This is a genomic window from Rhodococcus sp. DMU1 (assembly GCF_012272955.1).
Taxonomy (GTDB): domain Bacteria; phylum Actinomycetota; class Actinomycetes; order Mycobacteriales; family Mycobacteriaceae; genus Rhodococcus; species Rhodococcus aetherivorans.
The window spans coordinates 155,164-172,485 of record NZ_CP050953.1; the positions used below are offsets into that span (position 1 = coordinate 155,164).

Consider the following 17,322-nt stretch of genomic DNA (forward strand, 5'->3'; position numbering starts at 1 on the left):
GTATCGATGCGGGCGTGGTGAGGGGCCTCGGCCGCGACAGGACAACGGATCAACGGGAAGGGCAACGATGGCGCAACATATTCCGGTTTGTGTCACGCCTGATGCGGGTGGTTGGCACCACGCCTGGTGGCGACGCCCGAACACAACGGGCAGCACACCCGTGCTCGTTGAGGACGCGCTGTGAGCACTCCGCGGTTCCTCGTCACCACCCCGTTGCCGGATCCCGCCACTGGCCTGCTCGCCGCTGCGGGATCGGTCACGGTATGGGAACACGAGCACACCCCGGAGGAGTTGGTGGCCGCCTGTGAGTCGGGAACGTACTCGGTCGTGCTGTCCCAGCTCACCGATCGCCTCGGCGCGGAGGAACTCGCGGATGCACGGATCGACGGAATCTCGAACTACGCGGTGGGATTCGACAACATCGACGTGGTCGCCGCCACTGCTCGGGGAATTATGGTCGGAAATACCCCCGGGGTGCTCACCGCGCCGACGGCGGACATCACGATGCTGCTGATCCTCGCTACCGCCCGACGTTGTGTTGAGGCCGACGGATTCCTTCGGCGGGGCGAGTTCTCCGGTTGGTCACCGAATCTGCTACTGGGCCACGATGTGACAGGTGCGAAACTCGGCCTGATCGGTTCCGGTCGCATCGCTGCCGCCACGGCACGCCGGGCCGCAGGGTTCGACATGACGATCCAGCACTGTTCGGCCCGGGGCCGGCACGACGAGGTCCAACCCGGGGTGGGCGTGGATCCCGTGCTCGGCCGCCGGGTGTCTTTCGACGAGTTGATCGAGACCTCCGACTTCGTCTCCGTGCACGTTCCGATGTCGGCGTCGACGCACCACCTGATCGACCGAGAGGTGCTGGCACGGATGAAGCCGAGCGCGATTGTCGTGAACACCGCTCGAGGTCCGGTCGTCGACGAGAACGCGTTGGTGGAGGCCTTGCGCGACGGCGTCATCGCAGGCGCCGGACTGGACGTGTACGAGAACGAGCCTGCGCTGGCGCCGGGGCTCGTCGACCAGGCCAACACGGTTCTGCTCCCGCATCTGGGCAGCGCCACCGTGGCCGTCCGGGCGAAAATGGCGGAACTGTGCGCACTGAACGCACTCGCGATGGCGCGTCGGGAGCTTCCGCCACATCCGGTGAACCCCGAGGCGTGGGTCGCATGACGGTGATCGTTGCGCCCGACAGCTTCAAGGGCACGCACACCGCGCCCGCCGTCGCGGACGCGATCGCTCGCGGGCTCGAGGCGGCGGGAGTCACCGCGCTGCGGCTGCCGGTCGCCGATGGCGGCGAGGGCACCCTCGACGTGCTCCGGGCGCCCCTCGGCCTCGACATCGTCGAGGCCGACGGGGTGAACCCGTGGCATTCCACGATCCCAGCGAAATGGGGCCTATCACCAGACGGTATCGCTGTCGTCGAGGTCGCGCAGACCTGTGGGCTGACGACGCCGCACCACGGGATTCGTGATCCGCGTACGGCCGACACCGTGGGGGTTGGACGCCAGATCGTCGACGCTGCCCGTCGCGGAGCACGGGAGATCGTGGTGGCTGTCGGCGGGTCCGCGACCACAGATGGTGGCGTCGGGGCGATCTCTGCGATCGAGGAGGCCGGTGGGCTCGGCGGAACCGAAATCACCGTGCTCAGCGACGTCCGGACCCGCTATTGCGACGCCGCGACGGTGTTCGGGCCACAGAAGGGCGCCGACCCAGCGGACGTCGAATTCCTCACGCGACGACTGCACGCCACCCGCGCCGAGCTCCCGCGTGACCCCCAGGGGGTCGAGGGATCCGGCGCCGCGGGCGGCCTCGCCGGTGGACTGTGGGCCTGCTTCGACGCCCGCATCGTCTCCGGCGCCGGATTCGTCCTCGATGCACTGGGTTTCGCCGACGCGGTCACATCCGCGAGAGCGGTGATCGTGGGGGAGGGGCGTCTCGATGCACAGACCGCGGAAGGCAAGATCGTCTCCGAGATCCTGCTGCGATCGGCGGGTGTCCCGGTGCATGCGGTCGTGGGCACGGTCGACGACAGCGCGGACGCCCTGTCTGCCTTTGCCGACGTGCGGATCGCGTCCACCATCATCGAACTCGAGGCCGCAGGCCGCGACCTCGGCGCGTGGTACCGATGAACGTCGGTCCGACCCGAGTGGACAGTGGACGATCGACGGGCACCACGTTCGTCGTCAAGATCGCTCGCGGACTCGAGGCGGGCGGGAGTCACCGCGCTGCGACTGCCGGCGCGGGAATCGACGGCATCAACATCATGTCCATGCTCGTTCCGGGGACCTACACCGATTTCGTCGATCACGTTATCCCAGTACTGCAAGCGCGGGGCCTGGCGCAGCGGGACTGCTCGCCGGGCACCTTGCGCGAGAAACTCTTCCCGGACACGGGTCCGCGCCTCGGCGACAACCACCCCGTAACCTCCTACCGAAAGTTGATGTGATGAACGAGAAGAAGACGACCCGGCTCCGCCGGATCTTCGAAAGCGACCGAACCGAACTGATGCCCTTCGGCGTGATGCCGATCCACGCTCAGATGGCGGAACGGGCCGGATTCGGCTCCTTCCACATCTCCGGGGGCATGATGTCCTGGTGGAACGGACTTCCGGACGTCGGATTGATGACCCGGACGGAAATCATCGACGCCGCGCGCAGAATCGTTCAGTCGACGGATATCCCGGTATATTGCGACGCCGACACCGGGTACGGCGGGATCCAGAACGTCCGCAAAACAGTTCAGGATTTCATTGCCGCCGGTGTCGCCGGAATCCACCTCGAGGACCAACGCGACCCCAAGAAAGCCGGCGGCCAAGCGGGGATCGCGATCGTGTCCGACGAGGAGGCAATCGGACGACTGCGCGCGGCCGTCGAGGCCAGAGACGAGCTCGACCCCGACTTCGTGATCACCGCCCGCACCGACGGCTACGGCGCCGCAGGCGGCGGGCTCGAGGAGGCCCTGCGCCGGGGCAAGCTCTACCGGCAGGAGACCGGCGTCGACGTTATCTTCTACGAGGGCATCCGCACGTGGGACGAAGTACGCTACCTGCTCGCCGAGACGCCCGGGCCGACCTACGCGATCGCGAGCCGCCACGCCGGGCCGACGCCGCCGGTGGACGAGCTGTCGAAGATGGGGCAGGCCATCAACATCGTCCCCTTCATCATTCCGGGCATCCAGGAGCTGTGGAAGCTCCTGCTGAAGGTGCGCGACACCGGTGAACTGGCGCCGATCGACGGGTACCTCGACCACATGTTCGAGCTCGAGGGCACGGAGGAGTTCGTGGGCTGGGGAGACGCGTTCGTCAAGCCGACCTATCAGGAGGTACGCGGCCTCGAAGAACGGTTCCTGCCGGCCGATCAACAACGCGACTACGATGCGATCCACGACTGAATCCCGCGGCGCCGCTCCCCGCCGTCAACCGCTCATAGGAGACCCGTTTTGATCACCACCGTCGTCGTCGGAAACCCGAAGCCGACCTCCCGCACCCTCGCCGCGTCGATCCTGCTCGTCGAGAAACTCACCGGCCGCGGGCCCGACCACGTCATCGACCTGGTCGACCTCGGCCCCGGTTTGCTGAGCTGGGGCGACGAGAAGGTCGCCTCCGCCGTCCGGACCGCGCAGTCGTCATCGCTCGTGGTCTTCGCCAGCCCCACCTTCAAAGCCACCTACAGCGGACTGCTCAAACTATTTCTCGATCAGTTCCCCGGCGGTACCGGCCTGGCCGGCGTCGTGACCGTGCCGTTCATGCTCGGTGGGGCACCGGCACATGCACTGGCGCCCGAGCTCACCCTCAAGCCCGTCCTGTCCGAACTGGGCGGCACCTGCGCGCTGCCCGGTCTCTATCTCCTCGATGCCAGCTACGCCGACGACCCGGCGTTGCCGGCCTACGCCGACCGGTGGCGGCCGGTCGTCGAGGCTCTGGCGAAAACGGAGTCAGGGGACGACCCCCGACGGGGGCTTGTCGTGGGCGGCGTGCGCAGTAGGTCAGTAGCCGATGCGACCAGCACCAACGGCGATATCCAGAAGCCACCCCAGTAACTTGAATGTCATCCCTGTAGGAGTGAGGTCTGTCAATTTGGAGGTTCGACCCTCTGTGCGGACGGCGCTGGGTAAGGGCCCGGGGTCAATGCGGAGCGCCCGGAGCGTAGCAACGGACGAGCGGCGTTTGACGGCGGCCCGCGCCACGCAGACTCTGATGGGGTCGAGTTCAGCGAACGTGGGTGACGATGTGGTTGGTTGGATTCGTCTCCAACTACGATGCATGCGTTGAGGTAAGGGACGATCGGGTGGGGGTGTCGGGGCCAACCTGTTCGAAGGAACGTGCCAAGGTCTGCGATCCGGGATGCCTCTCCCCCTCCCCTATGTCCGGCTGTGGCCGATCCGGGGTGCCTGTTCCCCTACGCGAACCCGCCAATCCCGGGATGCGATCCGCCGCTCTAACTCCGGCGGAACGCACAAGCCGGAATATCACACCGTGAAGTGGCGATCCGTCTCGTGGTTCGGCACCGATGTCATCGAGTACGCGAAGCAGGTCCGCGAGGATTTTGTCGGCTTTGTCTTCGATGCCGTCGCGGATGTCGGTGACATCCGTGAGTTGACCGTGCGCGGTGTGGCGGGCGTGGATGCCGCGGTCGTAGTAGTCCGTATCGAGCTCGACGTCCACGATTTCCGGTAGCTCGGGCGGGACGGCCGCCGTATCCCTGCGCAGCACCAATCGTTTGTGCGCTGGCGCGTGCCCGGTCAGATGCGCTGTGACCAGCGCTGCTATCGACTGCGCCGTGAGCGGAGTTGCAGTGAAGGGGTTGTGGCCTCAGCGGTCGATCGGCATCACCAGCTGGCGGTCGTCCCGGCGCATCGTCTCGGCGAAGGAGGAGAGGTCCTCGCCGTCGCGGTCGAGACGCTGAGCCTGCAGCTGGGTGCTCGGGTACCGGTCGAGGAAGCCGAGCACCTCGACCCAGCGGCGATGCATCGCCACCGCGGACACCGGGCCGTCACTGCCGTCGGGGATCCGGATCCACCGCTCCCCCACCCGCACAACCAACGCTGCGTCGGCGGCGGTGAGGTCGGTGCGCCGTAGGCCGGCGATGTCCTCGAATCCCAGCCCGCCGACCACCAGGGTCAGGATCAGGGCGTCGCGGCGCCCGAACAACCCGTCCGGCCACCCCGTGGTCGGAATCTGCGGGATTCGCTGCCACGCAACCGACCTGACCCGCTCCATCCGTTCGGCACGAGTTTCGTTGAGTAGTTGGCGGATCGTTTCCGCGCGGCCCGGCGCCGGCAGGCTATTGGTGGTGTGGACGGCGTTGATTGCAGTCACCCGGCGGCGCTGGGTGCCAGCGGCGGCCGGGTGGTCGGCGAGGAACTCCGCCACAACAGTGGGATGCGCTGGCAATGCCCGGTGCTCGCAGACATCGCACCAGTCCGTGAACAGGGCCCAGTCGTGGACGTAGCGGTGCGGCACCCGCGGCGTTGGGCTGCTGTTACCCAGCTCCGCGGCAGTGGCTGTGTCGATGTCCAGGCTCACCCGCAGCTCCTACAAACCGATGTTCGTGACGGCGTTGCCGAGGAGCGGGGCGTGTTCGCGGGCGTACAGCTCCACCGTCGCCGGGTTCGAATTTCCGGTCTGGCGCATGATCGCGTGTGCGTCGGCGCCGTTGCGGAATGCCTGGGTGACGAACCCGGCCCGCAACGAGTGCCAACCGAGCTGGGCGACGAGGGTGTCGTCGTACCCGGCGAGGGCGGCGCGGCGGCGGATCGCCGCATGCACCGACGACCCTGATAGGGCGGTGTCGGAGAGGTTGCCGTTCTTACGGATCGACCGGAACAACGGCGCCCGGGCCCGCATCCGCGGCACCGCCGAACGGCACACATTGTGTTGCAGCGCATCGGGAACAGCGGAGCCGCCGGCTCTCATTAGGGGGATCTCTGACGGGTCGGAGCCCGGTCGACCGGGGCAAGAAGGGATCGAAGATTCACGTCCTATCCGACGCCGACGGGATCCCGCTTCTCACCGCGGCGACCTCGGCGAACACCCACGACAGCGTGATGCTGCAGCCCATGGTCGCCGCGATCCCGGCGGTGCGGTCGCGCCGCGGTCCGCGGCGCCGCCGACCCGGCCGGTTGCGGGCGGACAAGGGCTACGACGCCGCCGTGCACCGCCGGTGGCTGCGCGAGCGTGGCATCGTTCCGCGGATCGCGCGCCGGGGTGTCGACACCAGTGAGCGCCTGGGCCGGTACCGGTGGAAGATCGAACGCACCCTGGCCTGGCTCACCGGATACCGCCGGCTGACGATCCGCTACGAACGTCACGGCGCCCACTTCGCCGGCTTTCTCCAACTCGCCGCCGCGCTGACGTGCTGGAAGAAGCTCGCCAAACGGGGATGATGTCCTACAAAGGACGGAAAGCCCTGCTTCGATCATCCCTTGATCACCGAAGCAGGGCTCTGGCAGCCCGAATGCAGGGGGGTGTCGGGATCTGCCCGTGCCCGCACATGGAGGCACGCCGTCTCGCCCAGGCTGCACGCGCACCGCTGGCCGACATGTCACCTGCGGTGGATGCTTGTGGGACGAGCCGTCAACAGGTATGGCCGTCCTCCCCGGCAACCACATCGACTGTCGACATCGTTACAATACTCAATCTTGCTCTATAACACCAGTATTCACTTTGATCGTTGTCTTGCTGCATCACCTGTACATCGTGACCGGCGCCTCGGTCGCCGATGTGGGAATACTCCGGCGGCGACTGTTGCACCCCCGAAACCGGAGCGCCCACAAGAAAGGCCTGAGCAAAGAGCCTCGTGAAGCGAATAATGGCTGCGGCAGCGCAACACTCGCGTCGTGAACACCTCGGGATCGTCGCTCAAGAGGTACATCATGCACCGCACCACAGCGCGTACCCACATGAGACACGCTCTTATTGGCGTTGCAACTATCAACGCGTGTCGCCCATCGTCCGCGAGGAACGGCACGTACCAGTGAGAAGCAGATCGCTCGGGCCGCGCGGCTGGAGATCTTGTCTTTTTCCTCTGCACGCGACGAGCAAGGGGTCGTCATCATCTGGGACGCGAGATCAAGATCAACACTGCGGGTTATCCGAGGCCAGGGACCAGAAGCACCTTGCAGGCATCGCCGGTGAGAAGTTCGACCGCTTCGTCGATCTGGCTGAGTTTCATCCGGTGGGTAATCAGCCAGTCAAGCTCGAGTCGGCCGGAATCGAGTAGAAGCAGGCTTTGTTCCCAGGTCTCCCACAGGCGTCGCCCGAAGATCCCGCGCAGGGTGATGCCCTTCTTGTTGATGTAGGCGGCGATGTCGATGTCGATCGGGCGGCTCGGGTGGCCGACCGTGACGACGGTCGCCTCGCGGCGAACCGCCTCCAACAACGTGTTCAGAGCGGACGGAGCGCCCGAGCATTCGAAGGCGACGTCGAATCCACCGCGCTTTCCGGTCAGTTCCCGGCACCGTTCGACGACGCCGTCCCCGGGGGTGAGGGCGGTGACGCCGAGTTTGGTGGCCTGGGCGCGACGGTATTCGTTCGGTTCGACGACGACGGTGTAGGCGGCACCCATCAGCTGTGCCAGGTGCGCGAGCACCAGGCCCACCGGGCCGGCGCCACTGATCAGTACGGCCCGTCCTGCCACCGAGTAGTTGGCTCGCTGGATCGCGTGGACGGCGACGCCTGCCGCTTCGAGGAGAGCGCCGGACTCGAATGACAAGGCATCGGGCAGCTTTACGCAGATTCCGGCCGGCACGCTCATGTGTTCGGCGAAGAGGCCGTCGATGTGCATGCCGATGATGCCGGTTCGTTCGCAGGTGTGCGCGTCACCGGTGCGGCAGGGAAAGCACTGGCCGCAGGTGAGGTGACTTTCCAGCGCCACTCGGTCGCCGACGGTCAGCCCGGTGACACCGGGCCCGACTTCGACGACGGTTCCCGCGCCTTCGTGACCGAGAATGACGGGCAGGTTCAGGTTGAATGCCTGCGCGGACGGTGTCCACTCGTACAGTTCCCGGTCGGTGCCGCACAAGGACGCCGCTGCGACCTCGATGACGACGTGGCCGTCGCCGGCCTTCGGGTCGGCGACGTCGGTAACGTAGTCGACGCCGCGTTGCGCTGCTGATTTCATTACTGCCCTCACGGGTTTCCTTCTTTCTCTCGATCCGGGGGTTTGGTTACGCTGGGAGGTGACCGGCGAAGCGGCTCAGGATGTCCGGGGGCCCGACTTGTCCGCCCTTGAGGAGCAGGCGGCATCCCGCGACGGCTGCTGCGTCGTCGCTGTGGCAGATCGGACCGGCGGTGACGAACTGTTCGGTGACCCGTAGTTGCTGCACGCCCATGGCGATCAGGGCGTGGCTCGAGGTGTCGCCGCCGAAGACGGCGATGTCATGGGTCAGGCCCGCGGACGCCATTCGGGCGGCGAGAGAACCGATCAGGGATCCCACGTGGGCAGGCTCGACCGGTCCGAGGTTCGAGTAGCGCGGGTCGTCGGTTCCTCGGGTGGTGTGCACGACGACGTCCCGGCCGGCGGACAATGCCGCCGACACCGCCGCCTCGAGGGCGGCGAGTTGCTGAGGTTCAGAGGACGTCAACAGGGAGAGCGGTACCGGCACCTCGACCCAGCCCTGGTCGAGGGCGTCGGCGATCTGCTGCGCGGTAACACTCGACGCCGAGGCGCTGACCGCCAGGACCGGGCCGCTGGCGCGGTGCGGGTCGGAGGTGATGGGGGTGCGGTGCCCTACGGTGCGGGCGAGGGCGGCCATGATGCCCCCGGATCCGACGACGATCGCCGGGCTCGATCGGTCCGGGTGCGTGCGCAGGGCCGCGGCGACGGTGTCGAGGTGGGTGTCGCTGACGGCGTCCACGACGAACGCCGGTCCGCCCGCGGCGCGGTGCTGTTCCCACGCCTGGGTGAATGTGCCGTCGTCGTAGATCGGCAGCTGAATCGCACCGGGTGCGACCTCGGTGCCGAACTGCTCGGCCAGGAGTTCGCGTAGGTCGGCCTCGTGCATCGGAGTGGAGGGATGGGTGGCCATGACCGGGTGCCGGTCCAGTCGGTAGATCCGCCCTCCGTAGGTGGCGTAGTGGTGACTGAACGCGGTGAACCGGCCGAATCCCGGTTGCGCCGGCACCACCGGGATGGGTCCGTGCTCGGGAAATCGTTCGTGGATCAGTTCGATTCCGCGGCCGATGCTGCCGAGCTTCGGTGAACTGTCGAACGTCGAGCAGACCTTGTACAGCAGTACCTCGAGATCGAGTTCGGCGATGCGGGCGAGGTCGCGGCGTACGTGTTTGTCAAAGGCCGTCCCGCCGAGGGACCGCGCCGGCCCGGCGATACCGACGACGTCGGCGTCGTCGGGTAGTGCTGCGTCGCCGATCACGAGAACCGCATCGAGCCCGTATCGATGTGCCTGGGCGAGCACGTCGCTGGCGCCGGTGAGATCGTCGGCGACGAATCCGAAAAAGGCCATCTCAGTTCCTCCCGAACGCCTGCACCGCGTGCAGGAGGTCGGTGTCGCCGTCGTCGGCGCGGCCCGCGGCAGCGATGGCCAGCGGGACCCCGTCGACGGCCGCCGCCCACGCCTCGCGCAGGCTCCGGACACCGGCGGCGGGACCGTCCGGGTGGGCGGCTACTCCGCCGCCGGCAAGCATCAACAGGTCCGTCGATCCGACTGCGTCGAAGGTCGGAGCGGGTGTGGTCACGTTCTGGCCGGAGGACAGCACCGGCAGCGGCGTGGTCGTCTTACCGAGGGGTGCCAGCAGGGACTGCACATTCGCGGTGACCTGCGCATCGCGTTCGTAGAATTTGCTGCCCAGCCCGCTCACGTGTAGGTGGTCGGCGCCGGCGAGTCGGGCGAACTGCTGCCATACCTGGTAGTCGATGCCCAAGCCTTTTGCGCGCATCGATGCCGCCAGGCCGGCGCGGTGTCCGTGGATGGGGACTTCGGTGAACGAGCGCAGCCATTCGAGTGCCGGGATGCCCATGACCGGAATGTTGAGCATCACGCATCGTCCACCGGCTTGAACGACCGTGTCGTGTCGCTTGCGCAGACCTTTCAGGTCGCCGGTGATGTTGAACGCGTACATCGTCGGGTGCCCGGTGACCTGCTCGGCGGCAGTGATCTCCTCGGTGGCGACCGCGACGCGTCGTTCCAGTGGCAGGTAGTCGGGATCGGTCATCAGCTCGTCGTCCTTGATGACATCGATCGACGCCCGCGCCAATTCCCGCACCACGAGCCGGAACTCGTCCTCGGACAACCCGACATTCGGTTTGACGATGGTGCCGATCAGCACGCCCGGAGCGGCGCCGATCAGCTCCCGGGTACCCCCGATGCCGTAGGCGGGGCCGGGGTGCGCGGAGACGAATTCCTCGGGCAGCGTCAGCGCCTCGAGTCGGCAGGCGAACAGGTCACCGAGTTCGAAGAGGTTCCCGGCGACAGTGGTATGCAGGGTCGCCAGGTCGGTCCCGATGTTCTCCATCGGGAAATCCACCGTCACCAGTGCGGCGCGGACCTTTTCCGGGGCGGCACGGGAGGTAAGTGAGGGTGGGCACGCCCCCAACTCCTCGACCTCGACGATCTGCGCGGCATGTCGTTCCCGGATCCGAGCCGACTCTCCCGGCACCGGGACGAACGTGCCGCTGGACTGTTCCCCCGCCATGAGGGCTGCCGCCTTCTCCGGAGGAATTTCCGACTCGAGGTAGTAGGTGCATCGCACCGTGCGCTGATCCCGCATGAAGTCTCCAATCGTGGGTCGGATCGCTCGCGTTCGGCGGGCGTCGACCTGGCGCATCTGATGTGTCACATTTCTCCGCGGGCACCCAGCGAAGTTTGTGCGTACTTTTCGTACGTACATTAGACTGTGATTGCAGTCACCGTCAACCGAATGAGGATCCAATGCACGTCAACGCCATTGCGCACGCCTACGATGAGGTCGTGCACACGGAAGTGGCGGGGCAACCCCCGCGCGTCGACCGAGATGATGCGCGCCCACTTCACGTGCAGATTTTCGACATCCTGCACCAGCAGATCTCCAGCCACGCCCTGCCGCCCGGGTCCGCGCTGCCCACCGAGGACGAACTGCAGCAAGAGTTCGGCGTCTCCCGCAGCGTGGTCCGGCAAGCGCTGGCGAGCCTGGCCGACCGTGGCTTGATTCACCGCCAGCGCGGTCGCGGAAGCGTGGTCGCCGCCACTCCTGTGCTCCGGCGCAGCGTGCAGCGCGCCGGCGGCCTGAACGAGCAGGCCGTTGCGCAGGGACAGCAGTTACGCACGCATGTCGTCAGCGTCCAGCCGTCTGCGCCGCCGGACGCAGCACTGGGCGAACTGGGGACCGGACGCGCCTGGCGGATCGAGCGCGTCCGTTACCTGGACGATGTCCCTGTCGCCTACATGCGCACCTGGGTACCCCGCGAGCTATTTCCCCACTTCACCGAGGAGCTGCTCGAGGGCAACTCGCTGTTGGCCCTCATGCGGGCGCACGGATACACACCCGCCGGCGGTCCACGGCACGTCCAAGCCGTCGCCGCGGACCCGAACCTTGCGTACTCCCTCGAGGTCGAGACCGGGGACCCGCTCCTTCTCCTCGAAGGCGTCACCCGCGACACCGGCGGGCAGGGCCTCGAATGGTTCAGCGTCTGGCACCGCGCGAACACGGTCTTCGACGTCGACGCACAAGTTGCCGCAACCCCTCCGGCGATCTCGCCGGAGCAGGTCACACGACTGCGCTCGATGGTGCGCGAACTCGACGCCGCACTGGCCGAAATCGACGGCACCCGCTAACCGGCACGACCCTCCTGCCTCCGGCTCGACCGTTTCCGGTCGAGCCGGACGGCGACGAGACCCGCCCACCGGTACGGGGCGGTGTATCGGGCGCGCGGACTGGCAAAACCTCCCACCCTCTACGGCGATGGCATGGCAGCGGCACTGCACTGCCCCGCGACCGGCCGCGACTCGAAACGGCGGGGAACGCCGCCCCCCTCGATCGGTTCCACACGGCCCCCATTGACAGTGACCACAGTCACGCTTAATGTACGTACGAAAGGTACGCACAAGCGGACCGGCCGAAGTCGCCGCTCGATGAGCCCGAACCGTTCGGGCAACTCCGGACTCGTAGTGAACTCGTTCCGACGAATTCCGCTCGGCCACACCACCGCCGCGCCCGACTGTTCGCGGGCGACGTCCCTGACCGATCATAAAAACTGCGGACCCACCGGTTCCTTCAAGGGAGAATCCCATGACCGTCCCCATCAAAGCCGCCATAGAGAAGATTCCCGGCGGCATGATGCTGATTCCGCTGCTCCTCGGCGCCGTCATCCATACCTTCGCACCCGGGGCAGGCAGCTTCTTCGGCTCGTTCACCGGCGCGTTCTTCACCGGTCTCGCCCCGATCCTGGCGGTGTTCTTCTTCTGCCTCGGGGCGACCCTGGAAGTGCGCTCCACTCCGTACATCATGAAAAAGGGCGGAGTTCTCCTCGGCAGCAAGATCACCTTCGCCGCCCTCATCGGGATTGTCGCCGGCAAGTTTCTCGGCGAGGCGCCCGTCGAGGGTGGATTCCTCGCCGGACTGTCCGTCCTGGCGATCGTCGCCGCCCTCAACGACACCAACGGCGGTCTCTACATCTCCCTGATGGGTCAGTACGGACGGAAGAAAGACGCCGGCGCGTACTCGATCATGTCCCTCGAATCGGGGCCCTTCCTGACCATGGTGACGCTCGGCATCGCAGGCTTGGCCGCCTTCCCCTGGCAGGCACTGGTCGGCGCCATCTTGCCGCTGGCCCTGGGCATGCTGGTCGGCAATCTCGACCCGAAGATGCGTGAACTCCTCGCACCGGCCGTTCCCGCGATGGTGCCGTTCCTCGGGCTGGCATTGGGCCTGACCATCAACCTCACCTCGGTCGTCGACGCCGGCCTCCTCGGCATCCTGCTCGGACTCTTCGTCGTCCTCGGCGGCGGGCTGGTCCTGTTCCTCGCCGACAGGATCTCCGGTGGCGACGGCGTCGCCGGTCTGGCCGCAGCCACCACAGCCGGCAACGCCGCACTTGTTCCCGCCATCGTTGCCGAGGCCAACCCCATCTACGCTCCCGCCGCGGAGACCGCCACGGTCCTCGTCGCCGCCTCCACCGTCGTCACCGCAATTCTGTGCCCCGTGATCACGTCCGCCTGGTCACGGCGCGTCAACCGGAACGCCCAGAGCACCCCCGCCGTCGAGGACACTCCCCCGGACGAGACACCCTCTCCCGTCCATGCCGGTACCGCAGCATCACGCGCCCACCGTGCGCTGCCACCCACCTGACAGCTGCACCGAAGCCCGTACGTCCCGACACGAGAGTGAATCCAATGCCTCTGGCGCAGAAACCCTTTCGACAAACGACCGCACACGTCCGCATCAGCGAGGACACGAGGCAACCGGCACCGACGGCAGGGCCGCTGACACCGACCCCCCGCTCCGGGCGCCGAACGAAGATCGTCTGCACACTCGGGCCCGCAACGGCAACCGGCGACCGCATACGCGAACTCGTCGACTGCGGAATGGACATCGCCCGGCTCAACTTCAGCCATGGCGCACATTCCGACCACGAGGAGAACTACCTCCGGGTGCGCGAGGCGTCCGAACACACCGGCCGGGCGGTGGGTGTTCTCGCCGACCTCCAGGGCCCGAAGATCAGATTGGGGCGCTTCTCCGAAGGCAGCGTCGTCTGGTCGGCCGGCGACGTCGTGCGGATCACAGTCGACGAATGCGAGGGCACCCACGACCGGGTCTCGACCACCTACAAGCAGCTCGCCGAGGACGCCGAGCCCGGTGACCGGTTGCTCGTCGACGACGGCAAGATCGGATTGGTCGTCACCGAGGTCGACGGCAACGACGTGGTGTGCCGGGTCACCGAGGGCGGACCGGTCGGCAACAACAAGGGTGTGTCACTGCCGGGAATGAACGTGTCGGTCCCGGCGTTGTCGGGCAAGGACATCGCCGACCTCGAATTCGCCCTGCGCCTCGGTGTCGATCTCATCGCCCTGTCGTTCGTGCGGTCGGCGGCAGACATCGAACTCGTCCATGCCGTGATGGACCGGGTCGGCCGCAGGGTCCCGGTGATCGCGAAACTCGAAAAACCGGAGGCGATCGACAACCTCGAGGCCATCGTGCTGGCGTTCGACGCGGTGATGGTTGCCCGCGGCGATCTGGGTGTCGAACTTCCCCTCGAACAGGTGCCGCTCGCGCAGAAACGGGCCATCCAGGTCGCCCGCGAGAATGCGAAACCGGTGATCGTCGCGACGCAGATGCTCGAGTCGATGATCGAGAACTCCCGGCCGACCCGGGCCGAGGCATCCGATGTGGCGAATGCCGTCCTCGACGGTGCCGACGCCGTCATGCTGTCGGGCGAAACGTCCGTCGGGAAGCACGTAATGGAGACGGTCCGCACCATGGGCCGCATCATCAGTGCGGTGGAGGAGAAGTCCACACACGTTCCGCCGCTGGGACACGTACCCGGCACGAAGGGCGGAGTCCTGTCCTACGCGGCGCGGGACATCGGGGAACGATTGGGTGCGGCGGCGCTCGTCGCGTTCACCCAGTCCGGGGACACCGTGCGCCGGCTCGCGCGGCTACACACTCCACTGCCGTTGCTGGCGTTCACCCCGCTCCCGGAAGTGCGCGCTCAACTCGCGCTGACCTGGGGCACCGAGACGTTCCTCGTCGACCCCGTCGAATCGACCGACCAGATGATCCACCAGGTCGACCACGCGCTCCTCGGCCTGGGCCGGTACCAGCGGGGCGACCTCGTCGTCATCGTCGCGGGATCACCTCCGGGCACCGTCGGCTCGACCAACCTGATCCACGTCCACAGAATCGGCGAGGAAGACCACCACTGACTCGCCGCACCCGCGCCGATGCCTACCCGATGCCGGCGCAACGTCCACGGGGGCCGTCACCGCCGACGAACAGGGCGCGTCGCCCCACGGCACCGATCACAATTCGTCACACCTCACCTCACGGAGACCGCATGACTGCCCGCCTCACCCGAAACCGCACCGGAGACTTCATCCGCCGCAACAACAAACACGGCTACCGCACCGGACAATGGGCCCAGATCATAATGACCGTACCGTCAGGCAACCGAGATTGCTGGCTGGTCATCTACCAAGACGGCGAAACCGACGTGATCCCGATCGACCACCACACGGGCCGATACGAATTCAGCTCCGAGCCGGTCGACTGGCGGCGCTGACCTGACCACCGTGGACCCTGCTCTCGCCCACCAGGCACTCGCGCAATACACCACCTCTGCAGCCGCGCCGCCCCGACCCACTGCCGAGGTGAGGGATTGGCAGCTGCACGCCCGTCGACCAGCAGCGGCGCGCGTGGGGTGCGGGGGCGGTCTCCATTGGCGGCGTAGTCGCGGCGGATCCCGGACAGCGTGGAGCGCACCAGGTCGTGGGTGTGCGGGGTGGGATGCCCGGTGGTGCGGTGATGGTGACCGATCGCGGCGACCCACCGGGCCAGCGTGACCGGGGCGTAGGCTCCCCCGCCCGGGTGTAGGTGTCGGCGGCGTCGACCAGATACGCGGCGACGGTCACCAGGTGCGCCGGCAACGCCGGATGCCCCTGCGCGGTGCACCAGGCGGCGAAACGTCGCCACGCCGACGCGTACGTGCGCCGGGTGCCCTCCGACCGGGCCCCGGCCACCGCCCCGGCGATCCGGGCGGCCGCCTCCTCCGACAACTCCGGCGCCGACCCCCACCCACCTGCGGGGACGACATCGGTTGCGGCGGTGCGGCTGCCGTAGGTCTGCTCGATCGTCACAAGCGCCGACACTACCGACCCGCACCGACACAGACCCCGCCCCGCGAAACCACGGTGTGACGTGCAGATTCGACATCGACGGTGCGGAAACGCGCGAGACAGCCGCTGGACCCCGGTGCTGGCGCCGATACCATCATCGAGATGACGGACCTCATCACACACAGCCCACCGGGCCCGACGGAACACCACCGTCCGGGCGTGTCAGTGCCAGTATTGGTCCCCGCCGCCGAGCTGGCCGAGGAATTCCTCGCCCGGGCCGTGGCCGCCGCCCTCGCCGACGGGGACTCCTGGACGCAGATCGGCGAACGACTCGGGGTACCTACACCGAACGCCAGCGGCCGCGGCTAACTTTCCGACGAGGACTGGCAGAACGCGATCGCCGAGCACGAGAACGCCCGAGCAACCCGGCGGCATCCCACACTGCCCGGCACGCAGGAGACCACGCTGTTCACAGACGACACCGAGAGCCACTAGCGAGCCGGCGGCCCGGCATACCGCGCGTGCTCCGACACGAGTACGCCGGCGACCGGGTCGGCACGAGATCTGTGCCGCGGCACTGCCACCGGTGGCGCGTTGTGTAACACCGGCAAGCATCCGGGCGGTGTCACTACTGCTCCACCGGCTGCGTCAGTCGTGTTTCGCGCCGGTAGGGCCTTCCCCTCGCCGGAGCTGTTCACCGCGGTGATCGAAACGGAGTTCGCGCGGAACCCTTTGTCGGGCTCACGACCACCGGGATCAGCGGCTACCCGGGTCGACGGTCACCTCGTCAGTGTCCGCGAAGATCAAGCGCCCGTCATCGAGCGCCACCGCCCACCGATGCGCCGGCGGCTACTCGTGCCCACGACCGCCGGATTCGGTCAGCGGCCCGTAATCTTCAACGACCTCCCCGATCACGTCGGCCGTTTCCTGGTCCTCAGTGAGTTCACCTTCTGCGGCGAACAGTTCGGTGCGGAGGTCGTCGCGGTTCAGCGGTAGAACCGGAAGATAGCTTCAGCGACGCATGCTGGCTTCGTCAGATTTTCGCATTCGATAGTCATTGCGAGGTTCATTTGCGTGTACGTGTCGTATTCACAAACGTCCAGGACGCTTGCGTGGCCTCGCACGCGGCTCCCGACTCGCACCGGAGACGGAAAGCGCACCTTATTCAGGCCGTAGTTCACGCCCATCCTCGCTCCGTCGACGACAAGGATCTGCTCGAACATGGCGCTGACGAGGGACAGCGTCAGGTATCCGTGAGCGATCGGTCCTTCGAATGGGCTCTCACGCCGAGCGCGTTCGGGATCGACGTGAATCCATTGGCGGTCTTCGGTAGCGTCGGCGAAGTTGTCGACCCGCTCCTGCTTGATGGTGAACCAGTCGCTGTGTCCGAGTTCTGTGCCGTTCACGTGTTTGAGGTCGGCGAGGCGGATGATTTTCGGCGGCATATCGGCTCTTTCTGTGGGGATGGCTGGGAGTCGTTCTGGAACGGCCAGTAGGAGTGAACAGCACATCGGTATTCTTCGATTCGCGAAATCCTCTGGCGCGAATCTCCGA

Annotated in this window: 15 protein-coding genes and 5 pseudogenes; 12 read left to right on the forward strand and 8 right to left on the reverse strand. The window is 66.9% G+C overall.

Going from position 1 to position 17,322, the window contains the following annotated elements; translation table 11 throughout:
• The first annotated feature begins 180 nt into the window (after nucleotides 1–180).
• From HFP48_RS28790 to HFP48_RS31825, 6 genes and pseudogenes are all read left to right on the forward strand, one after another.
• Complete coding sequence (locus HFP48_RS28790; RefSeq protein WP_168580791.1) at nucleotides 181–1,173, forward strand: D-glycerate dehydrogenase; 993 nt, start codon at nucleotides 181–183, stop codon at nucleotides 1,171–1,173.
• Complete coding sequence (locus tag HFP48_RS28795; protein WP_168580792.1) at nucleotides 1,170–2,132, forward strand: glycerate kinase; 963 nt, start codon at nucleotides 1,170–1,172, stop codon at nucleotides 2,130–2,132. Before HFP48_RS28790 ends, HFP48_RS28795 begins: the two co-directional genes overlap by 4 nt.
• Entirely contained in the window at nucleotides 2,129–2,449 is a 321-nt protein-coding gene (locus HFP48_RS28800; RefSeq protein WP_168580793.1) for a hypothetical protein, read from the forward strand. The genes HFP48_RS28795 and HFP48_RS28800 overlap by 4 nt, the downstream gene beginning before the upstream one ends.
• Before the next feature lie 92 nt (nucleotides 2,450–2,541).
• Nucleotides 2,542–3,393, forward strand: a complete 852-nt coding sequence (locus HFP48_RS28805; RefSeq protein ID WP_282597495.1) for an isocitrate lyase/PEP mutase family protein — start codon at nucleotides 2,542–2,544, stop codon at nucleotides 3,391–3,393.
• Between the two features lie 48 nt (nucleotides 3,394–3,441).
• Nucleotides 3,442–3,939, forward strand: a pseudogene (locus HFP48_RS28810) (NAD(P)H-dependent oxidoreductase); the annotation flags it as partial.
• A 406-nt stretch (nucleotides 3,940–4,345) separates the two neighbouring features.
• Nucleotides 4,346–4,678, forward strand: a complete 333-nt coding sequence (locus HFP48_RS31825; protein ID WP_246872609.1) for a hypothetical protein — start codon at nucleotides 4,346–4,348, stop codon at nucleotides 4,676–4,678.
• A 135-nt stretch (nucleotides 4,679–4,813) separates the two neighbouring features.
• On the opposite strand, the gene HFP48_RS28815 is transcribed toward HFP48_RS31825, so the two are convergent.
• Both HFP48_RS28815 and HFP48_RS28820 read right to left on the reverse strand, forming a co-directional pair.
• A complete protein-coding gene (locus HFP48_RS28815; RefSeq protein ID WP_246872610.1) occupies nucleotides 4,814–5,527 on the reverse strand; it encodes a hypothetical protein in 714 nt (237 codons plus the stop codon).
• Between the two features lie 9 nt (nucleotides 5,528–5,536).
• Nucleotides 5,537–5,875, reverse strand: a pseudogene (locus tag HFP48_RS28820) (integrase); the annotation flags it as partial.
• 44 nt (nucleotides 5,876–5,919) lie between these two features.
• Here HFP48_RS28820 and HFP48_RS28825 point away from each other — a divergent pair.
• Nucleotides 5,920–6,387, forward strand: a pseudogene (locus HFP48_RS28825) (IS5 family transposase); the annotation flags it as partial.
• A 704-nt stretch (nucleotides 6,388–7,091) separates the two neighbouring features.
• On the opposite strand, the gene HFP48_RS28830 reads toward HFP48_RS28825, so the two are convergent.
• From HFP48_RS28830 to HFP48_RS28840, 3 genes are read right to left on the reverse strand one after another with little or no spacing between them, the layout of a single operon-like run.
• Nucleotides 7,092–8,135, reverse strand: a complete 1,044-nt coding sequence (locus tag HFP48_RS28830) for an alcohol dehydrogenase catalytic domain-containing protein (RefSeq protein ID WP_168580796.1) — start codon at nucleotides 8,133–8,135, stop codon at nucleotides 7,092–7,094.
• A 34-nt stretch (nucleotides 8,136–8,169) separates the two neighbouring features.
• Nucleotides 8,170–9,465: a four-carbon acid sugar kinase family protein gene (locus HFP48_RS28835; RefSeq protein ID WP_168580797.1), complete on the reverse strand. Its 1,296-nt coding sequence runs from the start codon at nucleotides 9,463–9,465 to the stop codon at nucleotides 8,170–8,172.
• 1 nt (nucleotide 9,466) lies between these two features.
• Nucleotides 9,467–10,729 carry a RuBisCO large subunit C-terminal-like domain-containing protein gene (locus HFP48_RS28840; RefSeq protein ID WP_168580798.1) on the reverse strand — a complete coding sequence of 421 codons (1,263 nt, stop codon included), beginning with the start codon at nucleotides 10,727–10,729 and terminating at the stop codon, nucleotides 9,467–9,469.
• Nucleotides 10,730–10,890: 161 nt separating this feature from the next.
• Here HFP48_RS28840 and HFP48_RS28845 point away from each other — a divergent pair, with 161 nt between their 5' ends.
• From HFP48_RS28845 to HFP48_RS28860, 4 genes are all read left to right on the forward strand, one after another.
• Complete coding sequence (locus tag HFP48_RS28845) at nucleotides 10,891–11,772, forward strand: GntR family transcriptional regulator (RefSeq protein WP_168580799.1); 882 nt, start codon at nucleotides 10,891–10,893, stop codon at nucleotides 11,770–11,772.
• A 454-nt stretch (nucleotides 11,773–12,226) separates the two neighbouring features.
• Complete coding sequence (locus HFP48_RS28850; protein WP_168580800.1) at nucleotides 12,227–13,285, forward strand: 2-keto-3-deoxygluconate permease; 1,059 nt, start codon at nucleotides 12,227–12,229, stop codon at nucleotides 13,283–13,285.
• A 134-nt stretch (nucleotides 13,286–13,419) separates the two neighbouring features.
• Nucleotides 13,420–14,859 (forward strand): pyruvate kinase, encoded by a 1,440-nt coding sequence (gene pyk / locus HFP48_RS28855; RefSeq protein WP_168581135.1) that lies wholly within the window; start codon nucleotides 13,420–13,422, stop codon nucleotides 14,857–14,859.
• A 131-nt stretch (nucleotides 14,860–14,990) separates the two neighbouring features.
• Complete coding sequence (locus HFP48_RS28860; RefSeq protein WP_168580801.1) at nucleotides 14,991–15,215, forward strand: hypothetical protein; 225 nt, start codon at nucleotides 14,991–14,993, stop codon at nucleotides 15,213–15,215.
• 113 nt (nucleotides 15,216–15,328) lie between these two features.
• Here HFP48_RS28860 and HFP48_RS31830 read toward each other — a convergent pair.
• Nucleotides 15,329–15,708, reverse strand: a pseudogene (locus HFP48_RS31830) (integrase); the annotation flags it as partial.
• A gap of 279 nt (nucleotides 15,709–15,987) precedes the next feature.
• Here HFP48_RS31830 and HFP48_RS31835 point away from each other — a divergent pair.
• Entirely contained in the window at nucleotides 15,988–16,137 is a 150-nt protein-coding gene (locus HFP48_RS31835) for a hypothetical protein (protein WP_246872611.1), read from the forward strand.
• Nucleotides 16,138–16,524: 387 nt separating this feature from the next.
• Here HFP48_RS31835 and HFP48_RS31840 read toward each other — a convergent pair.
• Nucleotides 16,525–16,731: pseudogene (locus tag HFP48_RS31840) on the reverse strand (hypothetical protein).
• A 23-nt stretch (nucleotides 16,732–16,754) separates the two neighbouring features.
• Nucleotides 16,755–17,213, reverse strand: a complete 459-nt coding sequence (locus tag HFP48_RS28870; protein ID WP_168580802.1) for a MaoC family dehydratase — start codon at nucleotides 17,211–17,213, stop codon at nucleotides 16,755–16,757.
• Nucleotides 17,214–17,322: the final 109 nt, after the last annotated feature.